Raw genomic sequence first — 19,731 nt, 5'->3', positions numbered from 1 at the left:
GGTATGGAGACCCTGCGCACGCCTGACGAGCGGTTCGCCGATCTGCCCGACTTCCCCTACGAGCCCCGCTACGTCGAGGTCGACGACGGCGAGGGCGGGCGGCTCCGCGTCGCCTACGTGGAGGATGGCCCCGCCGACGGCGAGACGGTGCTGCTCCTGCACGGCGAGCCGTCCTGGTCGTTCCTGTACCGGAGGATGATCCCGGTGCTGGCCGGCGCGGGCCTGCGGGTGGTGGCGCCCGACCTGGTCGGGTTCGGCCGGTCGGACAAGCCGGTGAGCCGGGAGGACTACAGCTACGCACGGCACGTGGCGTGGATGCGCCAGGCCCTTCTGGAGGAGCTGGACCTCTCCGGCGTCACGCTGGTCTGCCAGGACTGGGGCGGCCTGATCGGGCTGCGCCTGGTCGCGGAGAACCCCGACCGGTTCGCACGCGTCGTCGTCGCCAACACCGGGCTGCCCACCGGCGACCAGCCGATGAGCGATGCGTTCCTCGCCTGGCAGCGGTTCTCGCAGGAGAGCCCCGACTTCCAGATCGGCCGGATCGTCGGCAACGGCACCGCCCAGGGCGCCGCTCCCGAGGTGGTCGCCGCCTACGACGCGCCGTTCCCGGACGACCGCTACACCGCCGGGGCACGCATCTTCCCGACGCTGGTCCCCACGTCGCCGGACGACCCGGCCGCCGCGGACAACCGCGCCGCCTGGGAGGTCCTGTCCCGCTGGGAGAAGCCCTTCCTGACCGCGTTCTCCGACAGCGACGCCATCACTCGGGGCGGCGAGCGGGTGTTCCAGAAGCGCGTCCCCGGCGCACAGGGGATGGCGCACACCACCCTGGCCGGCGGCGGGCACTTCCTGCAGGAGGACGTCGGGCCGGAGCTCGCCCGCGTCGTCGTCGACCTGATCGCAGCCACCCCTCGGTGACCGCTGCCGCGGACTTCTTCGCCCAGTTGCGCCGGGCGCCGGACATCGAGGCGCCCGAGCTGGTCGCCGTCGATGCGACCGACCGGCTGCTGCTGGACGAGGCCGCGGCTGCTCTCGCGCTGTGCGGCCCCGGGGAGGTCGCCGTCGTCGACGACTCGCACGGGGCGCTGACCCTGGGCGCGGTCGCCCTGCACGGTGCCCGCGACGTCCGGGTGGCGCAGGACCTGCTGGTGGGGGAGCGGGCGCTGACCCGCAACGCCGAGCGCACCGGCCTGGCCGGCACCTACCGCTCCGTGCCACTGGCCGAGGTCGCCGCCGGCGCCCGTGTCGTCCTCGTGCAGGCACCCCGGGCGCTGGACGCCCTGCGGGAGATCGCCGAGCTGGTGGCGGCCGTGGCCCCGCCGGACGTCACCGTGCTCGTCGGCGGCCGGGTCAAGCACATGACCCGCGCGATGAACGACGTCCTGGGCGACTCGTTCACCGACGTGTCGGCCACGCTGGCCCGGCAGAAGTCCCGGGTGCTGGTGGCCCGCGGTCCGCGCCCGGGGCCGTCGTCCTTCCCGCGCTGCCAGCCGCACCCGGAGCTGGGGCTGACCGTCTGCGCGCACGGTGCCGCGTTCGCCGGGACCAAGATCGACATCGGGACGCGGGCGCTGCTCGGCCGGCTCGGGGCCATGGCCCCGGAGGCCGGGACCGCCCTCGACCTGGGCTGCGGTACGGGGGTCCTCGCGGCCGCCCTGGCCGCGGCGCGGCCCGGGCTCGGCGTGCTCGCCGTGGACCAGTCGGTGGCGGCGGTGGCCTCCACCCGCGCGACGGCCGCCGGGAGCGGGCTCGAGGGCCGGCTCCAGGTGATCCGGGACGACGCCGCGGAGTCGGTGCCCGCCGGGAGCGTCGACCTCGTGGTGTGCAACCCGCCCTTCCACGTGGGCGCGGCGGTCGTCACCACGGCGGCCGACCGGCTGTTCGGCGCCGCCGCGCGGGTGCTGCGCCCGGGCGGCGAGCTGTGGACGGTCTACAACAGCGCGCTGCGCTACAAGCCGGCGCTGACCCGCCTCGTCGGTCCGACCCGGGTGGCCGAGCAGTCGCCCAAGTTCACCGTCACGGTCTCCACCCGGCGCTGACCCGCGGGGGGCCGCCCGACCGCGGGACGGGAAAGTACCGCAGCCGGTCTGCATTCCGCTGTAGTCGCTCCAGCCCGAGCCGATGTAGAGCGCACGGTGGAGAACCATCGGTCAGCTCGGCGATGGAGATGCACGATGCCGCGTTCCCTCTGGTCCGACCGCCCGCTCGGCGTGAAGCTCGCGGCGCTGGTCGCCGCAGGCGCGGCCGCGCTCGGCGTCTTCGCCGTCGTCACCGTCGGCGCGCTGCAGGACACCGGCGAGCGCACCGAGGAGGTGCTGGCCAGCGCCGAGGTGACCGGGGACGTCCTGCTCGCCGACATGATGCACGACGCCGTGCGGGCCGACGTGCTCCAGGCGCTGCTCAGCGACGGCACCGGCGAGCTCTACGCCGGTGCGGTCAGCGACCTGGCCGACCACGCCGACACCTTCCGCGCGATCATGGCCGAGGCGCTGTCCGACGACCTCAGCCCGGCCGTGACCGCGGCCGTCGAGACCGTGACGCCTGCCGTCGAGGCCTACCTGACCTCGGCGGACGCGATCGTCACCACCGCCGGCAGGGACCCGGTGGCCGCCGCGGCCGCCTACCCGGAGTTCTCCCTGGCCTTCGCCGCGCTCGAGGAGGAGCTGCCCGCGATGGGCGACGCCGTGACCGCCTTCGCCGAGTCCGCCGCCGCCAGGAGCAGCGACGAGCGCGGGACGGCGATCACGCAGTCGATCGCCGTCGCCGCCGTCGGCGTGCTGGTGCTCGGCCTGCTCGGGTGGGTGGTGACCCGGTCGGTGGTCCGTCCGCTGAACAAGGTGCGCGCCATCCTGGTGGGGCTCGCGGACGGCGACCTGCGGGGCTCCACCGACGTCACCAGCCGGGACGAGGTCGGGCAGATGGCCGCCTCGCTGGAGAGGTCCATGGCGAACGTGCGCGAGGTGATGACGGCGATCGGTGACAGCTCCACGACGCTGGCGTCGGCCACCGAGCAGCTCACCGCCAGCGCCCGCGACATGGCCCGGCTCGCCGAGGAGTCCTCGCAGCAGAGCAGCGTCGTGGCCGGTGCCGCCGGTCAGGTGTCGACCAACGTGCAGACGGTGTCGGCCGGCTCCGAGCAGATGGGCGCCTCGATCCGCGAGATCGCCCAGAACGCCAGCGAGGTGTCCCGGGTCGCCGGGCGGGCGGTGGCCGCGGCCGACGACACGACGGCGACCGTCGCGAAGCTGGGGGAGTCCTCCCTCGAGATCGCCGGCGTCGTGAAGGTGATCACCAGCATCGCCGAGCAGACCAACCTGCTGGCGCTCAACGCCACGATCGAGGCCGCGCGCGCGGGCGAGGCGGGCAAGGGCTTCGCCGTCGTCGCCAACGAGGTGAAGGAGCTGGCACAGGAGACGGCGAAGGCGACGCAGGACATCACCGCACGGGTCGAGGCGATCCAGGCGGACACGGAAGGCGCGGTCCGCGCCATCGGGGAGATCTCCTCGATCATCGCGCTGATCAACGACTCGCAGGGCACCATCGCCGCCGCCGTCGAGGAGCAGACCGCCACGACGACGGAGATGAACCGCAACGTGGCCGAGGCCGCGCTCTCGGCCGACCGGATCGCGGCCAACATCGACGCCGTCGCCACGGCCACGACGTCCACGACCCGCGCGATGACCGACGCGCAGGCGGCCATCGACGAGGTCGCCCGCATGGCGACCTCCCTGCACGGCTCGGTGGCCCGCTTCCGCTACTGAGGCGCCGCCGGGGGGCGGGGCTACACTCGCCCGCGGCCACCGGCGCGTCCGGTGACCCATCGCCGCTCCACCCGTTCGGGTACCCCTGTGTCCGCGGAAGTGATCGGTATGTCCGAGACTGGATGGGTGCGGCCGGGAACCTCCGGCCGACGTACAGGACGAGGGGCCGGTGGATAGAGCGGCGGGCGAGTACGCGGAGCAGTCCTCGCTGCCCGCGCAGCGCGGCCCGTCCGGCCCGCCGCCGCATGCCGCGGGAGTGGTCGCGTCCGACGCCGAGGTGCTCGCCGTCGCCGTCCCGTACCTCGAGGAAGGCCTGCGCGAGGGCGACCTGATCGCCCTGACCTGTCGGCCGGAGATCGCCCACCTGCTGAGCGACGCCCTGGACGGGCTCCTGCACCCCGTCCCCAACGATCCACGGCTGTCCCTGCTCGGCAGCCGCGCGCCCGACGTCCTGGTCTCCTGCAACGCCTACCTCGAGCGAGCGGGCGAGACCCGCAATGGCCGGTTGCGTGTGCTCTCGGCGGTGGACTTCGGGGACGATCCGGCCGACTGGCGCGAGGGCCAGCGATTCGAGTCCGTCGTCAACCGGCTGCTGGACGGCGACCTGGTGTCGACGCTCTGCCTGTACGACCGCCGGTACCTGCCCGAACCCGTGATCGCCAGCGCCGCCGCGACGCATCCCCTGCTGGTCGACGGCGGTACCTGGGCGGCCAGCCGGCACTTCCAGGAGCCCGGCGACTACGTGCGCTCGCTGCCGGTCCCGCGAGAGTCGGCCGAGGACGTGCCGCCCGCCCTCGTCGTCGAGGGCGCCACCAGCCTGGCCGGGCTGCGGCACACCATGGGAGCGGTCTTCGAGCGGGTGGTGCCCGATCGCGACCAGCGGCAGGACACGCTCCTCGCCGGGGCCGAGATCGCGGCCAACGCCTTCCGGCACGGGCGTCCTCCGGTGTCCGCGCGGGTGTGGGCTGACGCCCGCACGCTGGTCGTGACCATCAGCGACCGCGGCTCCGGCTTCGCCGACCCGCTCGCCGGGTTCCAGCCCGCGCACGGGCCGGATCTCGGCCGCGGGGGCATGGGCCTGTGGCTCGCCCGCAAGCTCTTCGACCACGTCGATCTGCTGCCGGGACCGGACGGGCTCACCGTCCGCCTCGCCACCCGCCTGCGCTGAACCATCGGCGCGCGCGACGGACCTGGGGGTCCTTGCTTCCCCTCCGCCGCACTGCTGAGCTGTCGTCGTGATCGTGGTGACGGCAGCGGGCGGGCAGACCGGCATCGCCGTCGTCCGGGCGCTGCGTGCCCGCGGTGAGCAGGTGCACGCCGTGGTCGCCCGGCGCGGTCCCCGCCCCCAGCTGGCCGCACTCGGCGCCGAGGTCGTCGTCGCCGAGCTCACCCAGCCCCTGCCCTGGGCCGACGTGCTCGACGGCGCCGACGCTTTCCACCTGATCTGGCCGCAGTTCGATCCCGACGAGGCCGAGGGCGCGGCCGCGCTGTTCGCCGAGGCGCGCCGAGCAGGGGTGGGCCGGATCGTCTACCACTCGGTGCTGCGCCCGCAGACCCGCGTCCTGCCGCACCACGCGGCCAAGGACCGGGCGGAGGAGGCGCTGGAGAGCTCCGGCGTGGCCTGGCGGGTGCTGCAGCCGTGCAGCTACGCGCAGAACCTCGACGCCGTGCTGCCGGAGGTGGCACGCACCGGGGTGCTGCGGTCCTACTGGGGCCTGCGGACGGCGCAGTCGCTGGTCGACGTTGAGGACGTCGCCGAGGCCGCGGCGGTGCTGCTGACCGAGGACGGGCTGGACGGCGGCACGTTCGAGGCGGCCGGCCCGGAGCCGCTGGCGGCGCCGCGGATGGCCGAGCTCATCGGCGAACGGCTGGGGCGGGACGTGGTCGCCGACGACGTCATCCCGGCCGGTGAGCAGCCGAGTGCGTACGCCGCACGCTGCCGCCGGGCGATGCTGGACCACCAGCGCGCCCACGGGTTCGTCGGCAGCCCGCGGGTGCTCACCGCGCTGCTGGGACGGCCGCCCCGGAGTTTCGCCGAGCACCTGGCCGGGCTCGACCTCGAGGAGCTGCTCGGCCGGGCCTGAGCGGACCCGGGCCGGGAGCCGGCGTGCGGGCCGGTCAGACGGGCTGGACCGCGCCGCTGCCGATCAGCGACGAGGAGTCCTTGCCGGACCGCTTCGCCTCGTACATCGCCGTGTCGGCGCGGTGCAGCAGCCGGTCCGCGGTGTCCCCGGGGGCGCCCAGCGCACCGCCGAGGCTCGCGGTCACCGACAGCGACGTCCCGTCGAGCACCATCGGGGCCCGCAACGCGCCCAGCAGCCGGTCCGCGACGTCCCGGAGCCGGTCGTCGTCCGCGTCGGCGAGCAGAACGGCGAACTCGTCGCCGCCCAGCCGGGCGACCACGTCGTCGGCGCGGACGTCGGCGGTGAGCCGGGCGGCGACGGTGACGAGCAGGCCGTCGCCGGCCGCGTGGCCCAGCGAGTCGTTCACGTCCTTGAAGTCGTCGATGTCGACGAAGATGACAGCGGGCGGCGAGCCGGGGTCGATCGAGGCGGTGGCGGCGACCAGGCGCTCGGAGAACGCGGCGCGGTTGAGCAGGCCGGTCAGCGGGTCGGTCAGGGCCTGGCGGCGGAGCTCGTCCTCGAGGCCCTTGCGGTCGGTGACCTCGCGGAAGTTGACCACCCAGCCCTTGATGCCGGCGGCGTTCACCCGGCCGCTGATCCGCATCTCCACCCACCGGGTGCCCCCGGAGCTGTGCTCGACCCGGATGTCGGTGTCGACCGCGCCGGCATGGACGTCGGCGGCGTCGTCCGCGGCGGCCACCGCCGCGCGCAGGCGCGGCTGGTCCCGCGGGTCGGCCAGCTCGATGGCCTCCCGTCCCACGTAGTAGGCGGGCGGGCGGCCGAGCAGCGACTGGACGGCGGGGCTGATGTACGTGATGGTGCCGGACCGCGCCTCGACGATCGCGATGACGTCGGCGGCGTTCTCCAGCAGCAGCTGGAGACGGGCCTCGCTGGCGGTCAGCGCGGCGCGGGTCCGCTCCCGGTCGGCGTCGAGGCCGGCCAGCCGCCACAGCGCCAGGCCGGTGAGGACCGCGGTACCGAGGCCGAGGACGTAGCCGATGCCGCCGCGGCCGATGGTCCACAGGACCAGCAGGGCCGGGCTGATGAGGAGGGTGGTGCCGACGCCCAGGACCCGGGAGACGTCGGCCTCCTCGTCCGCGTCCGGCTCCCGCCCCATGTCGGCGACGGACGGATGCCGCGCGGCGACGGTCAGCGCGGCGACGGCCAGGAGCGGCAGCGGGTCGAGCAGTGCGATCTCGCGCAGCGGCGCCCCGACGATCAGGCGGCCGCCGTAGCCGATGACGGTGAGGGCGGCCGCGGCCAGCAGCCCGGTCGTGGCGACCGACCGCTGGCGCCGGGACATGGCCAGCGGCACGCAGACCATGAGCAGCACGACGGAGAGCACCGGCGTGCCGATGCTCAGTTCCAGCACCTCGCCGGCCGTCGTCCGCCCGTCGCTGGTGACGGCGACCAGCGCCAGCCCGGCGGCCAGCACCACGGTCGCGGTGTCCAGCCACGATCCCCGCTCCCGGCGCCGGCGAGGACCGCGGACCATGCTCAGCGCGCCGATGCCCATGGCGACGTAGGCGGCGACGTCGAGTACGGATTCCGCGGCGCCGGTGGCACCCGGGTGGATGCCGGCCAGCGCGAGGACCTCGGCGAGGCAGCTCAGGCCGAAGAGGACCAGGCCGGCGCCCAGTGCCCACCAGGCGACCGCCGAGGGCGTCCGGTGGCGGACCAGCGCGATGCGGACGGCGGCGATGCCGAGGGCGAAGAGCGCGACCTCCGCCGCCGGCCGCCATGGGCCCATGGGCACGGAGACGACCCCGGGCACCATCAGCACGACCAGTGCCCCGTGCAGCCAGGCGGCACGGGCGGTGGGGACGACGGAGGCGCTCACGCTTCTCCCATCGACATGGGTGGTGCCGACCTTGCGGGTGTTCACCCGTGTGGGGGAGGGGCCGCCGGACGCGTCTGCGCAGCTCAGGGCAGGGGTGGGAGGTCCTCGACGCGCAGATCGGCGCGGATCCGCAGGAAGCGCAGCGGATGCCGGAAGACCCCCGCCTGCAGGGCGGCGTCGGCGCTCACCTCGACGACCACCTCGGGACGCACGCGGGTGAGCGGCACCGAGAGCCGTCCGCCGCCGAACCGGCCGGTGCCGATGCGATCGGGCCACGGGTGGTCGTCGCCGCCCGGGCGGAGGACGGCGGCCAGTTCCCCGGCCTGAGGGGGCGACAGGGGGCTGGTGCGGCCCACGACCACCAGCTCGCCCGCGCGGTAGCGGCCGGCCACCAGCTGGCTGGGCCGGTCGAGGGAGCCGATCACCCCGCCGGCCACCACCTCGGTGCTCTCCCAGCTCTTCACCTTGAGCCACTCCCGGCGGCCCGGCGCGTACCGCGTGCCGGCTCCCTTCGCGACCAGCCCTTCGACGCCCGCGACCCGGAAGTCCTCGAACCACTGCTGGGCCAGGGCGGGGTCGGCGGTGCTCGGGGACAGCTGCAGCGGCGGCGCCCAGCGGGCCGACAGGGTCTCGAGCTCGGCGCGGCGGCGGCCCAGGGTCTTGTCCCGCAGGTCGGTCCCGCCGAGGGCCAGCAGGTCGAAGGCGACGAAGGACGCCGGGTGGGCCGCGACCTGGGCGCCGATCCGGCCGGGAGAGGCAACCATGCGCTTCTGGAGCAGCCCGAAGTCCAGCCGGTCGTCGTGCCAGATCACGACCTCGCCGTCGACCACCGTGCCGGCCGGCACCTGTGCCAGCGCGGCCGCGGCGATGTCGGGGAACCGGTCGGTGAGGTCACGCCCCTGCTTGCTCCACAGCCGCGTCGAGCCGGCGTCCCGGACGATCACCAGGCGGTAGCCGTCCCACTTCGGCTCGTACCGGCAGCCACCCGGCAGGGCGTTGACCTGCGGGATCTCGCGGACGGGCTTGGCCAGCTGCACGCCCACGGGGCCGGTCAGCCCGGGTGGGAGCTCCGGGAGGCCCGGAGCGGTCAGCGGCACCGCACCAGCCTGGCCCGGGGGGGATCCCCGCGCACCCCGGGAGGGCCGGGGTCACACCCGATCGGGCGGCCCGTCGGGCCGAGGTGGCCGTGCGGGTCCGCGGCGAACCCTCGGCGACGGCCGGTGCTGCAGCCTCCGTTCCTCGTACCCTGGCGGACGTGACCGAGCGGAAGCCGCCGGGCGTCTCCTACGAGACGTGGGTCGACCGGCAGATCACCCAGGCGCAGGAGCGCGGCGAGTTCGCCGCGCTGCCGGGCGCGGGCCGGCCGCTGCGGAACCTCGACCGCGAGGAGACCGCCTACGACTGGGCGCTGGCCAAGGCCAGGCGGGAGGGCGTGGACACCGCGGCGATGCTGCCGCCGGGGCTGCGGCTGCGTCGCGAGCGCGACGAGCTCCCGGACCGGGCCGCGCGCCTCGCCACCGAGGCCGAGGTGCGTGCGCTCGCCGAGGACTACAACGCCCGGGTGGAGGAGTTCTGGCGCCGGCCGGCCGAGAGCCGCTGGGCCGCGGTCCCGGGGCTGGCCGACGTCGAGGCGCTCGTCGAGGGGTGGCTGCGCGGCCGGCCTCCTCCGCCGCCGTCGCTCCCCGCGCCTCCGCCCGCACCGCCGCGCCGTCGATTCCGGTTCCGGTGGCCCGTCCGGCGTCAGCCCGGCGTCCCCGGCCGGACGAGACCGCACTCGTAGCCGAGGACGACGGCCTGCACCCGGTCGCGCAGGTCCAACTTCGCCAGGACATGGGCGACGTGGCTCTTCACCGTCGTCTCCGACAGCACCAGGTCGGCGGCGATCTCGGCGTTCGACCGGCCGCGTGCCAGGGCGGTGAACACCTCCAGCTCGCGGGGAGTCAGCGCCCGCAGGACCTCGGGCACGCCCGTGCCCGGCGGTGGCCGGCGTACCCAGTCCTCGATCAGGCGGCGGGTGAGTGCGGAGTCCAGCAGCGCTGAACCGTCGGCCACGGTGCGTACCGCGTGCAGCAGCGCCGACCGGGGCGAGTCCTTCAGCAGGAAGCCGCTGGCGCCGGCCAGCATCGCGGCGTACAGGTGCTCGTCGTCGCCGAAGGTGGTGAGGATCAGGACGCGCGGCCCGGGCCGGCCGCCCCGGAGGAGTCGCTCGGTGGCCTGCAGACCGTCCATGCCCGGCATCCGGATGTCCATGAGGACGACGTCGGGCCGGTGCTCGGCCGCCGCACGCAGTGCCATCTGGCCGTCACCGGCTTCCGCCACGACCTCGATGTCGTCCTGCAGGTCGAGGATCATGCGGAGGCCCTCGCGCACCATCGCCTGGTCGTCGGCGAGCAGCACCCGGATCGTCACCGGGCCGCCGTCGGGAAGGGCAGGACGGCAGCGACGCAGAACCCGCCACCGGGTGCCGGACCGGCGTGCAGCGTGCCGCCGTAGAGCAGGGCACGCTCGCGCATGCCGATCAGCCCGTGCCCGGCCCGGATTCCCGGCTCCTGACGGCCGTCATCGGTGACCTCGACGCACAGGGCGCCGACGTCGTAGGTCAGGCGGACGCGCGCCCGGGTCGCCCCCGCGTGCCGGCGCGTGTTGGTCAGCGCCTCCTGCACGATGCGGTAGGCCGCCAGCTCCAGGCCCAGCGGCAGCTCGGCCGGCTCCCCCCTGATCTCGACGTCCGTCGGGAGTCCGGCCTCGGCGGCCTCCTGCACCAGTTCCGGCATGCGCCGGAGGGACGGCTGGGGCGCCGTCGACGGCGGTCCGGCGTCGGCCACGCGCAGCACGCCCAGCAGGCGCCGCATCTCGCCCAACGCCTGGCGACCGGTCTCCTGGACCCGCTGCATCGGCACGGCGGCGGCCTCGGGTGAGCGGGAGAGCATCTCCTCGGCGGCCTCCGCCTGCACCACCATGAGGCTCACTCCGTGGGCGACGATGTCGTGCAGCTCCCGCGCGATCCGGGCCCGCTCCTCCGCCGCGGCGAGCTCGGCCTCCCGTTCGAGCTCGTGCTCCAGCGCCGTGGCGCGGTCCTCGACGGCGGTCAGCCGCAGCGACCGCTGACGGACGAAGGCCCCGAGCCCTCCGGCCAGGCCGAAGTAGACGAGCGGATACACCACTTCGAACGGCTCCATGGGCACGATGCGCGACTGGAGGACGGCGGTGACCGTGACCGCGACGGCCACGACGAGCAGGCCGCTGGCGATCACGGCCGGGCTGCCGAGCCGGGTGAGCGTGTAGACGCAGATCATCGTGGCGACGAAGGAGGCGAAGGTCGCGGGGGCGAAGTCGGTCGTCGCCACGGTCTGTCCCACGACGCCGGCCGCGACGACGACGGTGACCGCCAGCGGGGCGCGCCGCAGGGCCACCAGCGGGAGGACGGCGGCCAGCGCGCACACGGTCACGGCCGCGACGCTGCCGCTCGGTTCGTCCGAGAGCAGCTGGGCGAGGGTGAGGACGCCGAGCAGCGCGGGGACACCGACGTCGATCAGCGGCCGGGCCGAGGTCGAACGCAGGGTGAGCACCGCCACGCCACCTCCCGCCGTCCCGGCCACGGACCCTCCGCGCGGAAAGTCCGGTACGGCGTCAGCTTCCCGTCCCGCGGGCGGTCGGCACCACCTCCACGGGCACCGGGTCCCTCCTCCGCGCGGAGGAGACGGTCGCCTCCGGCGGCCGACGACGCCGACACGGGAGCCGCGGGAGCGTTCGCCGTGTCGGTCCGCGTGGGCCGCAGGACATCGAGGAGAAGTCATGGACCTGGCATTCCTGGTGCGGCCGCTGGCCGGTGCCGCGGGGCCGGCCGCCGCCCTGGCGCTCGGATCGTTCGTCGCGGCGATGGTCACCGCGGGGGAGGACGACCTCGACACCTCACCGTTGGCGACCGCGTCGTCGGCGCTGCTGCTGGTCGCGTTGTTCGGCATCGCTGGTACGGCGATGGCGGCGCTGGCGCGGATGCGGGAGGGCGGCCGGGGGATCGGAGGTGTGGCGGTCGCCGTGGTGGGGACGGTGCTCGTCGCCGGTGGGACGTGGACCGCGCTGTTCGTCATGCCGGCCCTCGCCGCCGAGGCTCCGGAGGTGCTCGACGGCGAGTTGGCCGGGATCGTCGTCGGCTACGTCGCCTCGTACCTGGTCTTCACCGTGGGCTGGGTCTGGACGGGTGTGGCGCTGACGCGGGCGGGCATCGTCCCGCGGTGGCTGGGCGTGCTCGTCGCCGTCGGCGGGGTGCTGGCCTTCGTGCCCTCGCCGGAGCCGGTACGACTCCTGGTCATCGGTGTCGCGGCGAGCCTGCTGGCCCGGCACCTGACCGCGCCCGCCACCACGCGCACGCCGGAGCCGGCTGTCGTCTGACCCGAAGACCGGCCGGTCCGCGTCGGTCTCTGCCCCGCCTGGCGGGGCAGAGACCGATCCGTGCGCGAGGAGGGCCGGGCCGGGCGGCGGCCGGCAGGGGCCCGTCGTGGGGTTCAGCGCCGGCGGAGGCCCACGAGCTGGACGGCGGCGAAGGCGGCGACGACGGCTGCCTGCAGGACCAGCCATCCGGCGCCGAGCCCGGTGAGCGAGCCGATCCCGACGACGGCGGCGGCGACGCTGCCGGCGGCCCAGAGCACGTTGGCGCCGACGACCGCCTCGACCGCGGCGCCGGAGATCCGACGACGGGTCGCGACGAGCCAGACGGCCCCGGCGTACACCAGCAGGAAGGCTGTCCGACGCCGCGGAGCAGGGCGGGGGACAGGCCGAGCGGTCCGTCGAGCAACGTGGCGCCCAGCAGGTAGGCGGCCCCGTTCGCGCCGGTGACGACGGCGTCGAGCCCGAGGGCCAGGCGGAGCAGTCCGCCGGCGCGGGAGAGCGGGGAGGCAGCGGGTGCGGTGTGCGTGGTCATGCCGGCAACCGTGGCTCCCGGAGGTAGCCGCGTCGATTACCTCCGAGGTAGGCGACAGGCCCCCCGGTCGCCGCTAGCGTCGGTCCCGTGACCAGCGCGGTAGCAGCGCCAGCCGTCGGTGAGCTGCTGCGCCAGTGGCGGCAGCGCCGCCGGCTGAGCCAGCTGGACCTCGCCGGCGAGGCGGGCGTCTCCGCGCGGCACCTCAGCTTCGTGGAGACCGGCCGCGCCCGGCCGAGCCGCGAGATGGTGCTGCGCCTCGCCGATCAGCTGGAGGTGCCGCTGGGCGCGCGCAACGAGCTCCTGGCGGCGGCCGGGTTCGCTCCCGCCTACCGCCGGCGCGATCTGGGCGATCCCGACATGGCCGCGGTCCGCACGGCGCTCGACCTCGTCCTCGCCGCCTACGAGCCCTTCCCGGCGCTGGCCGTCGACCGGTCGTGGAGCCTGATCGCGGCGAACAGGGCGGTGGCGCTGCTCCTCGAAGGGACGGCGCCCGCCCTGCTCGAGCCGCCGGTCAACGTGCTGCGGCTGAGCCTGCGCCCCGACGGGCTGGCGCCCCGAATTCTCAACCTCGCCCAGTGGCGGCGGCATGTCCTGCACCGGCTCGGTCGCGAGGCGCACCTGAGCGGCGACCTCGGGCTGGCGGCGCTGCACCGGGAGCTGCTCGCCCTGCCCGGCGGGCTCGACCGGAGCCCGCCGAACGGCATCGCTGTGCCGCTGCTCCTCCGCTCCGGCGACGAGGTGCTGAGCTTCCTGAGCACGGTGACCACGTTCGGCACGGCCGTCGACCTCACCGCGGCCGAGCTCAGCGTCGAGGCGTTCCTGCCCGCCGACGCCGCGACCGCCGCCGCGCTCCGCCGGGCGGGGGAGACCCCGCTGGTTCCCGAGGACGTCGAGGACGCCGGTGAGGAGGCCCGCACCCGGGGGGACGATGGCGTGACCGGCGACGACGTCGAGCCGACGCCGGGCGGTACCGGGCTCGGCGCCTGACCAGCCGACGGTCGGTCCGCGCTCCGGCGGTCGGGCACCCCCGGCGCCGTCGGGAGCGGGGCTTCGCGGACCCCCCTAAGGTGGCTGCATGAACACTGGCGACCTGCTCCAGCTGCGGTCCGACGACCGCGCGGCCCTGCTCTTCGTGGGCCTGCGCGGCGACTGGTAGCCCTACTGCTGCGCCCAGGCGGTCCGTCTGGCCCAGTCACTGCCCCGGCTCGCCGCCGCCGGTACCGAGGTCGTGCTCGCCTCGGTCGACCGACCGGAGGTGCAGTTGGCCTTCGACCGCACCTGGCACGTCCCGTTCCCGTGGGTGAGCGATCCCGACGGCTCCGGGCTGGCCAAGCCCCTGGATGCCTGGGACGAGGACGCGTCGATCTTCCGGCCGGTCGTCGTCGCGGTGGCCCCCGACGGCAGTGAGGTGTTCCGGGAGCTCTCCCGCGACTTCACCGACCGGCCGGACGACGAGCCGATCCTGGCGGCCGTCGAGGCGCTCGGCCTCCCCGCTCTCCCCGAGCCGGCGCCGTGGGCGCCGGACGGGGTCGAGCCGCACCCGTCCCGGCGAGCCTTCACGCCGGCCTCGTTCATCCCCTACTTCCGCGCGATCAAGTTCAACACCGCGGCGCTGAGCGAGCGGATGGTCGACGAGAGGGACCGCGCCGAGGTGCTGACCGAGAACGCGATGGCGATCTCGTTCCTCGATGCGTTCGACGCGTGGCGCGCCGAGCACCCGCCGGGCCAGCAGTAGTCAGGTCGGCGGGCGGGCGGGGGGCCGGGCTCGTCCCGGACGGCGACGGTCGGGTCGGCCATTGCCGGGGTCGGCGCAGCTCCCGGCGGTGTGCTCAGTCGGTGAGCGTGCGCAGGATGCGGCCGAGCGCCGTCCGGTCGCCGGGGTCCAGCCGGGCGAACAGCTCCGCGGAGTCCGCAGCCCGCGCCAGGCCGACCTCCGCCCGGACGCGACGGCCCTCCGCGGTCGGACGCAGGATGACCGCGCGGCGGTCACCCGGATCGGGAGTGCGCTCGACGAGGCCCCGGCCCTGCAGTCCGTCGGCGACCTCGGTGGCCGACCGGGGGGCGATGTGCAGCGCCTCGGCGAGGTCCGAGAGCCGCACGCCGTCCCGCTCGACGACCACCCGCAGCGCGCGAGCCTGGTGGGGGGAGAGATCCCAGGGGGCCAGCGCGTCCCGCCAGCGGCGGCGCTGGGTGCGCGCCACCCGCAGGAGCAGCTCCCCCAGCTCGGCGGTCGGTTCGTCGGCCACGGGGGAACAGTAGCGAAGACGCAGAGGTTACCGGATCATGAGGTAACCTCAGCACCGGAGCCCGGAGGTGGCGTATCAGCGAGATGATGTCGGGTGGCCGTGGTGGCGGCCCCGGCGGTGGCGGCGGATCGGGCCGCCGACCTGATCCCGCCGACCGCGCGCAGCTCGAACGGTCCCCGGTCCGCTGGAGCCGGGTCGCCGCGCTGTTCCGGCCCTACCGCGGCCGGCTGGCCGTCGTCATGGCCCTGATCGTGGCCTCCTCCGCCGTCGCCCTGGCGACCCCGTTCCTGATCCGGCTCGTCATCGACGAGGCGATCCCTCAGCAGGACGTCCCCCTGCTGCTCTGGGCGGTCGGCGGCATGCTCGCCGTCACCGTGGTGACGGCGGTCTTCGGCGTCGCCCAGACCTGGCTGTCCACCACCGTCGGGCAGCGCGTCATGCACGGTCTGCGGACGGCGGTCTTCGCCCACCTGCAGCGCCAGTCGCTGGGCTTCTTCACCCGCACCAAGGGCGGTGAGGTGCAGTCGCGGCTGATGAACGACATCGGCAGCATGCAGTCGGTCGTCACCTCCACCGCCACCTCGTTCGCCTCGAGCGCCACCACGGTCATCGGCACCGTCGTCGCCATGGCGGTGCTGAGCTGGCGGCTGTCCCTGCTGTCCCTCGTGGTGCTGCCGCCGGCCATCTGGCTGACCCGCCGGGTGGCCCGCATGCGCCGGGCGATCACCGCGCAGCGCCAGCGGCACCTCGCCGACCTGCACTCGCAGGTGGAGGAGGGCCTGTCGGTCAGCGGCGTCCTGCTGGGCAAGACGCTGGGTGCGGGCCCGGCGCAGTCGGAGCGGTTCGCCGGCACCTCGGAGTACCTCGTCGACCTCGAGGTGCGCTCGCAGCTCGCCGGCCGCTGGCGCATGGCCTCGATGAGCATCGTCTTCGCCGGCATCCCGGCGCTGATCTACCTGGCCGCAGGGCTGCCGGCGACCTCGGGCGGCATGACCATCGGCACGCTGGTCGCGTTCACGACGCTGCAGGGGGCGCTGTTCCGCCCCTTGGTGCAGCTGCTCGACATCGGCGTCTCGCTCACCGCGTCGATGGCGCTGTTCAGCCGCGTCTTCGAGTACCTCGACCTGCCGGTCGACATCGACGACCCGGAGCACCCGGTCGCCGTCGACCCGGCCGCGGTGCGCGGCGAGGTGCGCTTCGAGCGGGTGGGCTTCCGCTATCCCGACGGCGCCCGTCCGGCGCTGAGCGACGTCGACATCAGCGTGCCCGCGGGCTCCGCGCTGGCGCTGGTCGGCGAGACCGGCTCGGGCAAGAGCACGCTGGCCTCGCTCGTCGCGCGGCTCAACGACCCCACCACCGGCCGCGTGCTCGTCGACGCCATCGACGTCCGCGACCTGGCGCTCGCCGACCTGGCACGGATCGTCGGCGTCGTCTCGCAGGAGACCTACCTGCTGCACGGCACGGTGCGGCAGAACCTCCGGCACGCCAAGCCGCAGGCGACCGACGAGGAGATGGTCGCCGCGGCCCGCCGGGCGCAGGTGCACGAGGTCATCACCGCGCTGCCGGACGGCTACGACACCGTCGTCGGCGCCCGGGGGTACCGGTTCTCGGGCGGGGAGAAGCAGCGCCTGGCGATCGCCCGCACGCTGCTGCGCGACCCGGCGGTGCTGGTGCTCGACGAGGCCACCAGCGCGCTGGACAACGGGACGGAGCGGGCGGTCCAGGCCGCCCTGGACGAGGCGAGCCGGGGCCGCACCACGATCACCATCGCCCACCGGCTCTCGACCGTGCGCGACGCCGACCGCATCGTCGTCCTGGATGCCGGGCACGTGGCGGAGCAGGGCACCCACGAGGAGCTCATGGCGCTGGGTGGTCGCTACGCCCGCCTGGTCGGGCTCGCCCAGCGGGACTCCGTCCTCGCCGGCTGAGCACACCTCACCGCTGTCCCATCGCCACCTGCGGGGGAGAAGGCCCCTGGCGGCGTCGTCGGAGACCTTCTTCTCCGCAGCCGGGCGATCCCGTCCTGCTTCCCACGCCAGGGACGATCGGCGGAGCCACCAGGACGAGGAGCGCGGCGCGCCCCCGTCCTCCACGGCCGGCCGCCGCGGGCGACGGCGTGTCGCGGACCCGGCGTGTCGAGCAGGGCTGCCGTGGGAAGGGGAGACAGGTGACCGGGCGGGACGTCGAGACGGCCGGCGCCCTGGCGTTGGTGGCCGCCTTCATCGACGCCACCGAGGCGCTGGTCTGCATCGTGGACGCCGACAGCCGGATCCTGTTCGCCAATCCCGCCCTGCAGCGATTCACCGCACGCAGCGCGGACCGCCTGCTCGGCGAGCGGTTCTGGGAGGTCTACGTCGTCCCTGAGCACGTCGAGCCGGCGCAGGACGCCGTCGCGCAGGCGATGGCCACCGGCCAGGCGCATCCGCAGGAGGGCGACTGGCTCACCGGAGACGGCGTCCGTCGACGGGTGGCGATGCGCAACACCGTGCTGGAGGACGGCGCCGGCCGGCCGTTCGCGATCGCCTGCGTGGGCATCGACGTGACCGCCGACCGGGAGCGCGAGGCGGGGCTGCACCAGCAGGCGCAGACCGACCTGCTCACCGGCATCGCCAACCGCGCCGCGCTGTTCGACGCGCTGCACCGGCACCTCGACGTCGTCGTCGGCCCCGACGTGGGCGTGCTGTTCTGCGACCTCGACCGGTTCAAGCAGATCAACGACGAGTACGGGCACCAGGTGGGCGACCGGGTGCTCGTCGAGGTCGCCCGGCGGTTGTCGGCGCTCGCCTCGTCCGGCGACCTGGTGGCCCGGCTCGGCGGCGACGAGTTCGTCCTGCTGCGGCCGGGTGGGGACGAGTCGAGCCTCGCCGTGCTGGCCCGGCGCGTGGCGACGACGGTGCTGGCCCCGTTCGGCGGGCTGCCGGACCAGCCGGTGGGCATCAGCGTGGGCGTCGCCGTGGGCCGGCCGGGTGAGGCGCCCGACGAGGTGATCGCCCGTGCCGACCTCGCCATGTACGGCGCGAAGAGCCACCACCGGCGTCGCACGCCCCGCGACTGACGCGTCTCGCGGTACCGCGGGCAGCGTGGTCGGATGGGTCAGCGGACGGCACGGGCGCCGTTCCCTAGACCGGGGGGTGGAATGGCCGAGGTCCACGGCCGGTGCGACGAGAGGTTCGCCGGTGTCCGCGAGGCGCTGAGCGAGCAGCTGGACGGCGGCGAGGAGCTCGGCGCCTCGGTGGCCGTCGATCTGGACGGCGAGACCGTCGTCGACCTCTGGGGCGGGTACCGCGACGAGTCCCGCACCCAGGCCTGGTCCGAGCACACGATCGTCAACGTCTGGTCGACGACGAAGTGCGTCCTGGCGCTGGCCGCGCTGATGCTGGCCGACCGCGGCGAGCTGGACCTCGATGCGCCGGTGGCCGTCTACTGGCCGGAGTTCGCGGCCAAGGGCAAGAAGGACGTGCGGGTCCGGCACCTGCTGTCGCACACCTCCGGCGTCTCGGGCTGGGAGCAGCCGTTCACCATCCGCGACATGTACGACTGGACCTCGGCCACCGAGCGGCTGGCGCAGCAGCGGCCGTGGTGGGACCCGGGCACGGCCTCGGGCTACCACGCCAACAACCAGGGGCACCTGGTCGGCGAGCTCGTCCGGCGGATCACGAACACCACGTTCAAGAAGTTCGTCGCCGACCGGATCGCCGACCCGCTGGGCGCGGACTTCCAGATCGGGGCGCGGGAATCCGAGGTCTCCCGCATCGCGCCCGTCGTGGTTCCGCCCCGGCCCGAGGTGGGCGGCCCCGCGCCGGACCCGGAGTCGGTCGCCGCCAAGACGTTCACCGGGCCCCAGGCCTCGGCCACGGCGGCGAACACGCCGGAGTGGCGGGCCGCCGACCTGGGCGCGCTCAACGGGCACTCCAACGCTCGCGGGGTGATGCGCGTGCTGCGCACCCTGAGCCTGGGCGGCGAGGCCGGCGGCGTCCGGTTGCTCTCGCCGGAGACGGTGGAGCGGGTCTTCGACCAGCAGTCCGACGGGGTGGACCTGGTCCTCGGCGTGCCGATCCGGTGGGGCACCGGCTTTTGCCTGGGCACTCCTGCGGTGCCCTACGTACCCGAGGGCCGGACGTTCTTCTGGGGCGGCTGGGGTGGCTCGCTGGCGATCATGGACCTCGACCGGCGGCTGACGATCACCTACATGATGAACCGGATGGCCGGCGGGGTGCTCGGCTCGCCGCGCAGCGAGGCCTACGTGCGGGCCGTCTACGCCGCGATGGGCTGATGGAGCTCGACGAGGTCGTCCCGCGGGCGGACCACGTCACCCGGCAGTCGCGGTGGATCGCGGCGGAGCCGGCTGCCGCGTGGGACGCGCTGCACGGCGTGCGGCTGTCGGGGTTGCCCGTGACGCTCGCGCTGTCGGCCGCACGCTTCCTGCCGGTGGTGCTGTCCGGCCGGGGGCTCGGGCAGCTGCACGACCGGCCGTTCCTCGACGCCCTGCCGGTGCCGCTGCTGGCCTCCGACCCGCCGTCGTCAGTGGTGTTCGGCGGGCTGCTGCAGCCCTGGCGGCTGACCGGCGGGGAGCCGGCTCCGGAGCTCGACGCCGCGGCCCTGCGCGCTTGGGACGCCCCGGGCTGGGTGGCGGTCGCGATGGACTTCCGGCTCACGCCCGGCGGCGGCGGGACCCGGCTGAGCTCGCAGACCCGGGTGGCGGCGACCGACGACGCCAGCAGGAGGCGGTTCGCCCGCTACTGGCGGGTGGTCCGTCCCGGCAGCAGCGCCGTCCGCTGGGAGGTGCTGACGGCGGCCGAGCTGCGCGCGACGGGCCGCCTGCGCTGACCTGCGGGAGGAT

General features: G+C 75.0%; 18 protein-coding genes and 1 pseudogene. 13 read left to right on the top strand and 6 right to left on the bottom strand.

Annotation, left to right across the window (positions count from 1 at the left end; translation table 11 throughout):
• Positions 1-3: 3 nt before the first annotated feature.
• The 5 genes from RM425_RS00200 (at position 4) to RM425_RS00180 (ending at position 5,845) form a co-directional block, all read left to right on the top strand.
• Positions 4-918 (top strand): haloalkane dehalogenase, encoded by a 915-nt coding sequence (locus RM425_RS00200; protein ID WP_311343165.1) that lies wholly within the window; start codon positions 4-6, stop codon positions 916-918.
• The gene (locus RM425_RS00195) at positions 915-2,039 is read left to right on the top strand and encodes a class I SAM-dependent methyltransferase (RefSeq protein ID WP_311343164.1); all 1,125 of its coding nucleotides are present in this window, start codon (positions 915-917) and stop codon (positions 2,037-2,039) included. Before RM425_RS00200 ends, RM425_RS00195 begins: the two co-directional genes overlap by 4 nt.
• A 135-nt stretch (positions 2,040-2,174) precedes the next feature.
• Entirely contained in the window at positions 2,175-3,761 is a 1,587-nt protein-coding gene (locus RM425_RS00190; RefSeq protein ID WP_311343163.1) for a methyl-accepting chemotaxis protein, read from the top strand.
• Between the two features lie 169 nt (positions 3,762-3,930).
• Complete coding sequence (locus RM425_RS00185) at positions 3,931-4,929, top strand: sensor histidine kinase (protein WP_311343162.1); 999 nt, start codon at positions 3,931-3,933, stop codon at positions 4,927-4,929.
• A 67-nt stretch (positions 4,930-4,996) separates the two neighbouring features.
• Positions 4,997-5,845, top strand: a complete 849-nt coding sequence (locus RM425_RS00180; RefSeq protein WP_311343161.1) for an SDR family oxidoreductase — start codon at positions 4,997-4,999, stop codon at positions 5,843-5,845.
• A gap of 34 nt (positions 5,846-5,879) precedes the next feature.
• Here the strand turns inward: RM425_RS00180 and RM425_RS00175 are convergent, their stop codons facing one another.
• Both RM425_RS00175 and RM425_RS00170 read right to left on the bottom strand, forming a co-directional pair.
• Complete coding sequence (locus RM425_RS00175; RefSeq protein WP_311343160.1) at positions 5,880-7,724, bottom strand: sensor domain-containing diguanylate cyclase; 1,845 nt, start codon at positions 7,722-7,724, stop codon at positions 5,880-5,882.
• A gap of 83 nt (positions 7,725-7,807) precedes the next feature.
• Positions 7,808-8,821 (bottom strand): ATP-dependent DNA ligase, encoded by a 1,014-nt coding sequence (locus tag RM425_RS00170; RefSeq protein WP_311343159.1) that lies wholly within the window; start codon positions 8,819-8,821, stop codon positions 7,808-7,810.
• 158 nt (positions 8,822-8,979) lie between these two features.
• Here RM425_RS00170 and RM425_RS00165 point away from each other — a divergent pair, with 158 nt between their 5' ends.
• Complete coding sequence (locus tag RM425_RS00165; RefSeq protein ID WP_311343158.1) at positions 8,980-9,504, top strand: DnaJ family domain-containing protein; 525 nt, start codon at positions 8,980-8,982, stop codon at positions 9,502-9,504.
• On the opposite strand, the gene RM425_RS00160 is transcribed toward RM425_RS00165, so the two are convergent.
• Together RM425_RS00160 and RM425_RS00155 are read right to left on the bottom strand one after the other, a co-directional pair.
• Entirely contained in the window at positions 9,465-10,133 is a 669-nt protein-coding gene (locus RM425_RS00160) for a response regulator transcription factor (RefSeq protein ID WP_311343157.1), read from the bottom strand. The genes RM425_RS00165 and RM425_RS00160 overlap by 40 nt on opposite strands.
• Positions 10,130-11,323, bottom strand: a complete 1,194-nt coding sequence (locus RM425_RS00155) for a sensor histidine kinase (protein WP_311343156.1) — start codon at positions 11,321-11,323, stop codon at positions 10,130-10,132. Before RM425_RS00155 ends, RM425_RS00160 begins: the two co-directional genes overlap by 4 nt.
• 196 nt (positions 11,324-11,519) lie before the next feature.
• On the opposite strand from RM425_RS00155, the gene RM425_RS00150 reads away from it, so the two are divergent.
• Complete coding sequence (locus RM425_RS00150; RefSeq protein ID WP_311343155.1) at positions 11,520-12,116, top strand: hypothetical protein; 597 nt, start codon at positions 11,520-11,522, stop codon at positions 12,114-12,116.
• A gap of 113 nt (positions 12,117-12,229) precedes the next feature.
• Here the strand turns inward: RM425_RS00150 and RM425_RS00145 are convergent, their stop codons facing one another.
• Positions 12,230-12,454, bottom strand: coding sequence for a hypothetical protein (locus tag RM425_RS00145; RefSeq protein ID WP_311343154.1), 225 nt, complete (start codon positions 12,452-12,454; stop codon positions 12,230-12,232).
• 278 nt (positions 12,455-12,732) lie between these two features.
• Here RM425_RS00145 and RM425_RS00140 point away from each other — a divergent pair, with 278 nt between their 5' ends.
• The gene (locus RM425_RS00140) at positions 12,733-13,632 is read left to right on the top strand and encodes a helix-turn-helix domain-containing protein (protein ID WP_311343153.1); all 900 of its coding nucleotides are present in this window, start codon (positions 12,733-12,735) and stop codon (positions 13,630-13,632) included.
• A 181-nt stretch (positions 13,633-13,813) separates the two neighbouring features.
• Positions 13,814-14,380: pseudogene (locus RM425_RS00135) on the top strand (peroxiredoxin family protein); the annotation flags it as partial.
• A gap of 94 nt (positions 14,381-14,474) precedes the next feature.
• Here the strand turns inward: RM425_RS00135 and RM425_RS00130 are convergent.
• Positions 14,475-14,891: a MarR family winged helix-turn-helix transcriptional regulator gene (locus RM425_RS00130; RefSeq protein ID WP_311343152.1), complete on the bottom strand. Its 417-nt coding sequence runs from the start codon at positions 14,889-14,891 to the stop codon at positions 14,475-14,477.
• An 83-nt stretch (positions 14,892-14,974) separates the two neighbouring features.
• On the opposite strand from RM425_RS00130, the gene RM425_RS00125 reads away from it, so the two are divergent.
• The 4 genes from RM425_RS00125 to RM425_RS00110 all read left to right on the top strand — a co-directional run bounded on the left by RM425_RS00125 (position 14,975) and on the right by RM425_RS00110 (position 19,718).
• Complete coding sequence (locus tag RM425_RS00125; protein ID WP_311343151.1) at positions 14,975-16,819, top strand: ABC transporter ATP-binding protein; 1,845 nt, start codon at positions 14,975-14,977, stop codon at positions 16,817-16,819.
• A gap of 239 nt (positions 16,820-17,058) precedes the next feature.
• On the top strand, positions 17,059-17,946 hold the full coding sequence (locus RM425_RS00120; protein ID WP_311343150.1) for a sensor domain-containing diguanylate cyclase: 888 nt from the start codon (positions 17,059-17,061) through the stop codon (positions 17,944-17,946).
• An 81-nt stretch (positions 17,947-18,027) separates the two neighbouring features.
• Positions 18,028-19,164: a serine hydrolase domain-containing protein gene (locus RM425_RS00115; protein WP_311343149.1), complete on the top strand. Its 1,137-nt coding sequence runs from the start codon at positions 18,028-18,030 to the stop codon at positions 19,162-19,164.
• Positions 19,164-19,718 (top strand): hypothetical protein, encoded by a 555-nt coding sequence (locus RM425_RS00110; protein ID WP_311343148.1) that lies wholly within the window; start codon positions 19,164-19,166, stop codon positions 19,716-19,718. Before RM425_RS00115 ends, RM425_RS00110 begins: the two co-directional genes overlap by 1 nt.
• Positions 19,719-19,731: the final 13 nt, after the last annotated feature.

The sequence above is a fragment of the Blastococcus goldschmidtiae genome, assembly GCF_031845325.1.
Taxonomy (GTDB): Bacteria; Actinomycetota; Actinomycetes; order Mycobacteriales; family Geodermatophilaceae; genus Blastococcus; species Blastococcus goldschmidtiae.
Note: the sequence above shows the minus strand (reverse complement) of the source record. Positions and strands in the feature narration are given on the sequence as shown.

Bases quoted from the DNA above. Each gene is read 5' to 3' on its own strand.
- RM425_RS00110 (WP_311343148.1), top strand. From the start codon at position 19,164: ATGGAGCTCGACGAGGTCGTCCCGCGGGCGGACCACGTCACCCGGCAG.
- RM425_RS00115 (WP_311343149.1), top strand. From the start codon at position 18,028: ATGGCCGAGGTCCACGGCCGGTGCGACGAGAGGTTCGCCGGTGTCCGC.
- RM425_RS00150 (WP_311343155.1), top strand. From the start codon at position 11,520: ATGGACCTGGCATTCCTGGTGCGGCCGCTGGCCGGTGCCGCGGGGCCG.
- RM425_RS00125 (WP_311343151.1), top strand. From the start codon at position 14,975: ATGATGTCGGGTGGCCGTGGTGGCGGCCCCGGCGGTGGCGGCGGATCG.
- RM425_RS00190 (WP_311343163.1), top strand. From the start codon at position 2,175: ATGCCGCGTTCCCTCTGGTCCGACCGCCCGCTCGGCGTGAAGCTCGCG.
- RM425_RS00200 (WP_311343165.1), top strand. From the start codon at position 4: ATGGAGACCCTGCGCACGCCTGACGAGCGGTTCGCCGATCTGCCCGAC.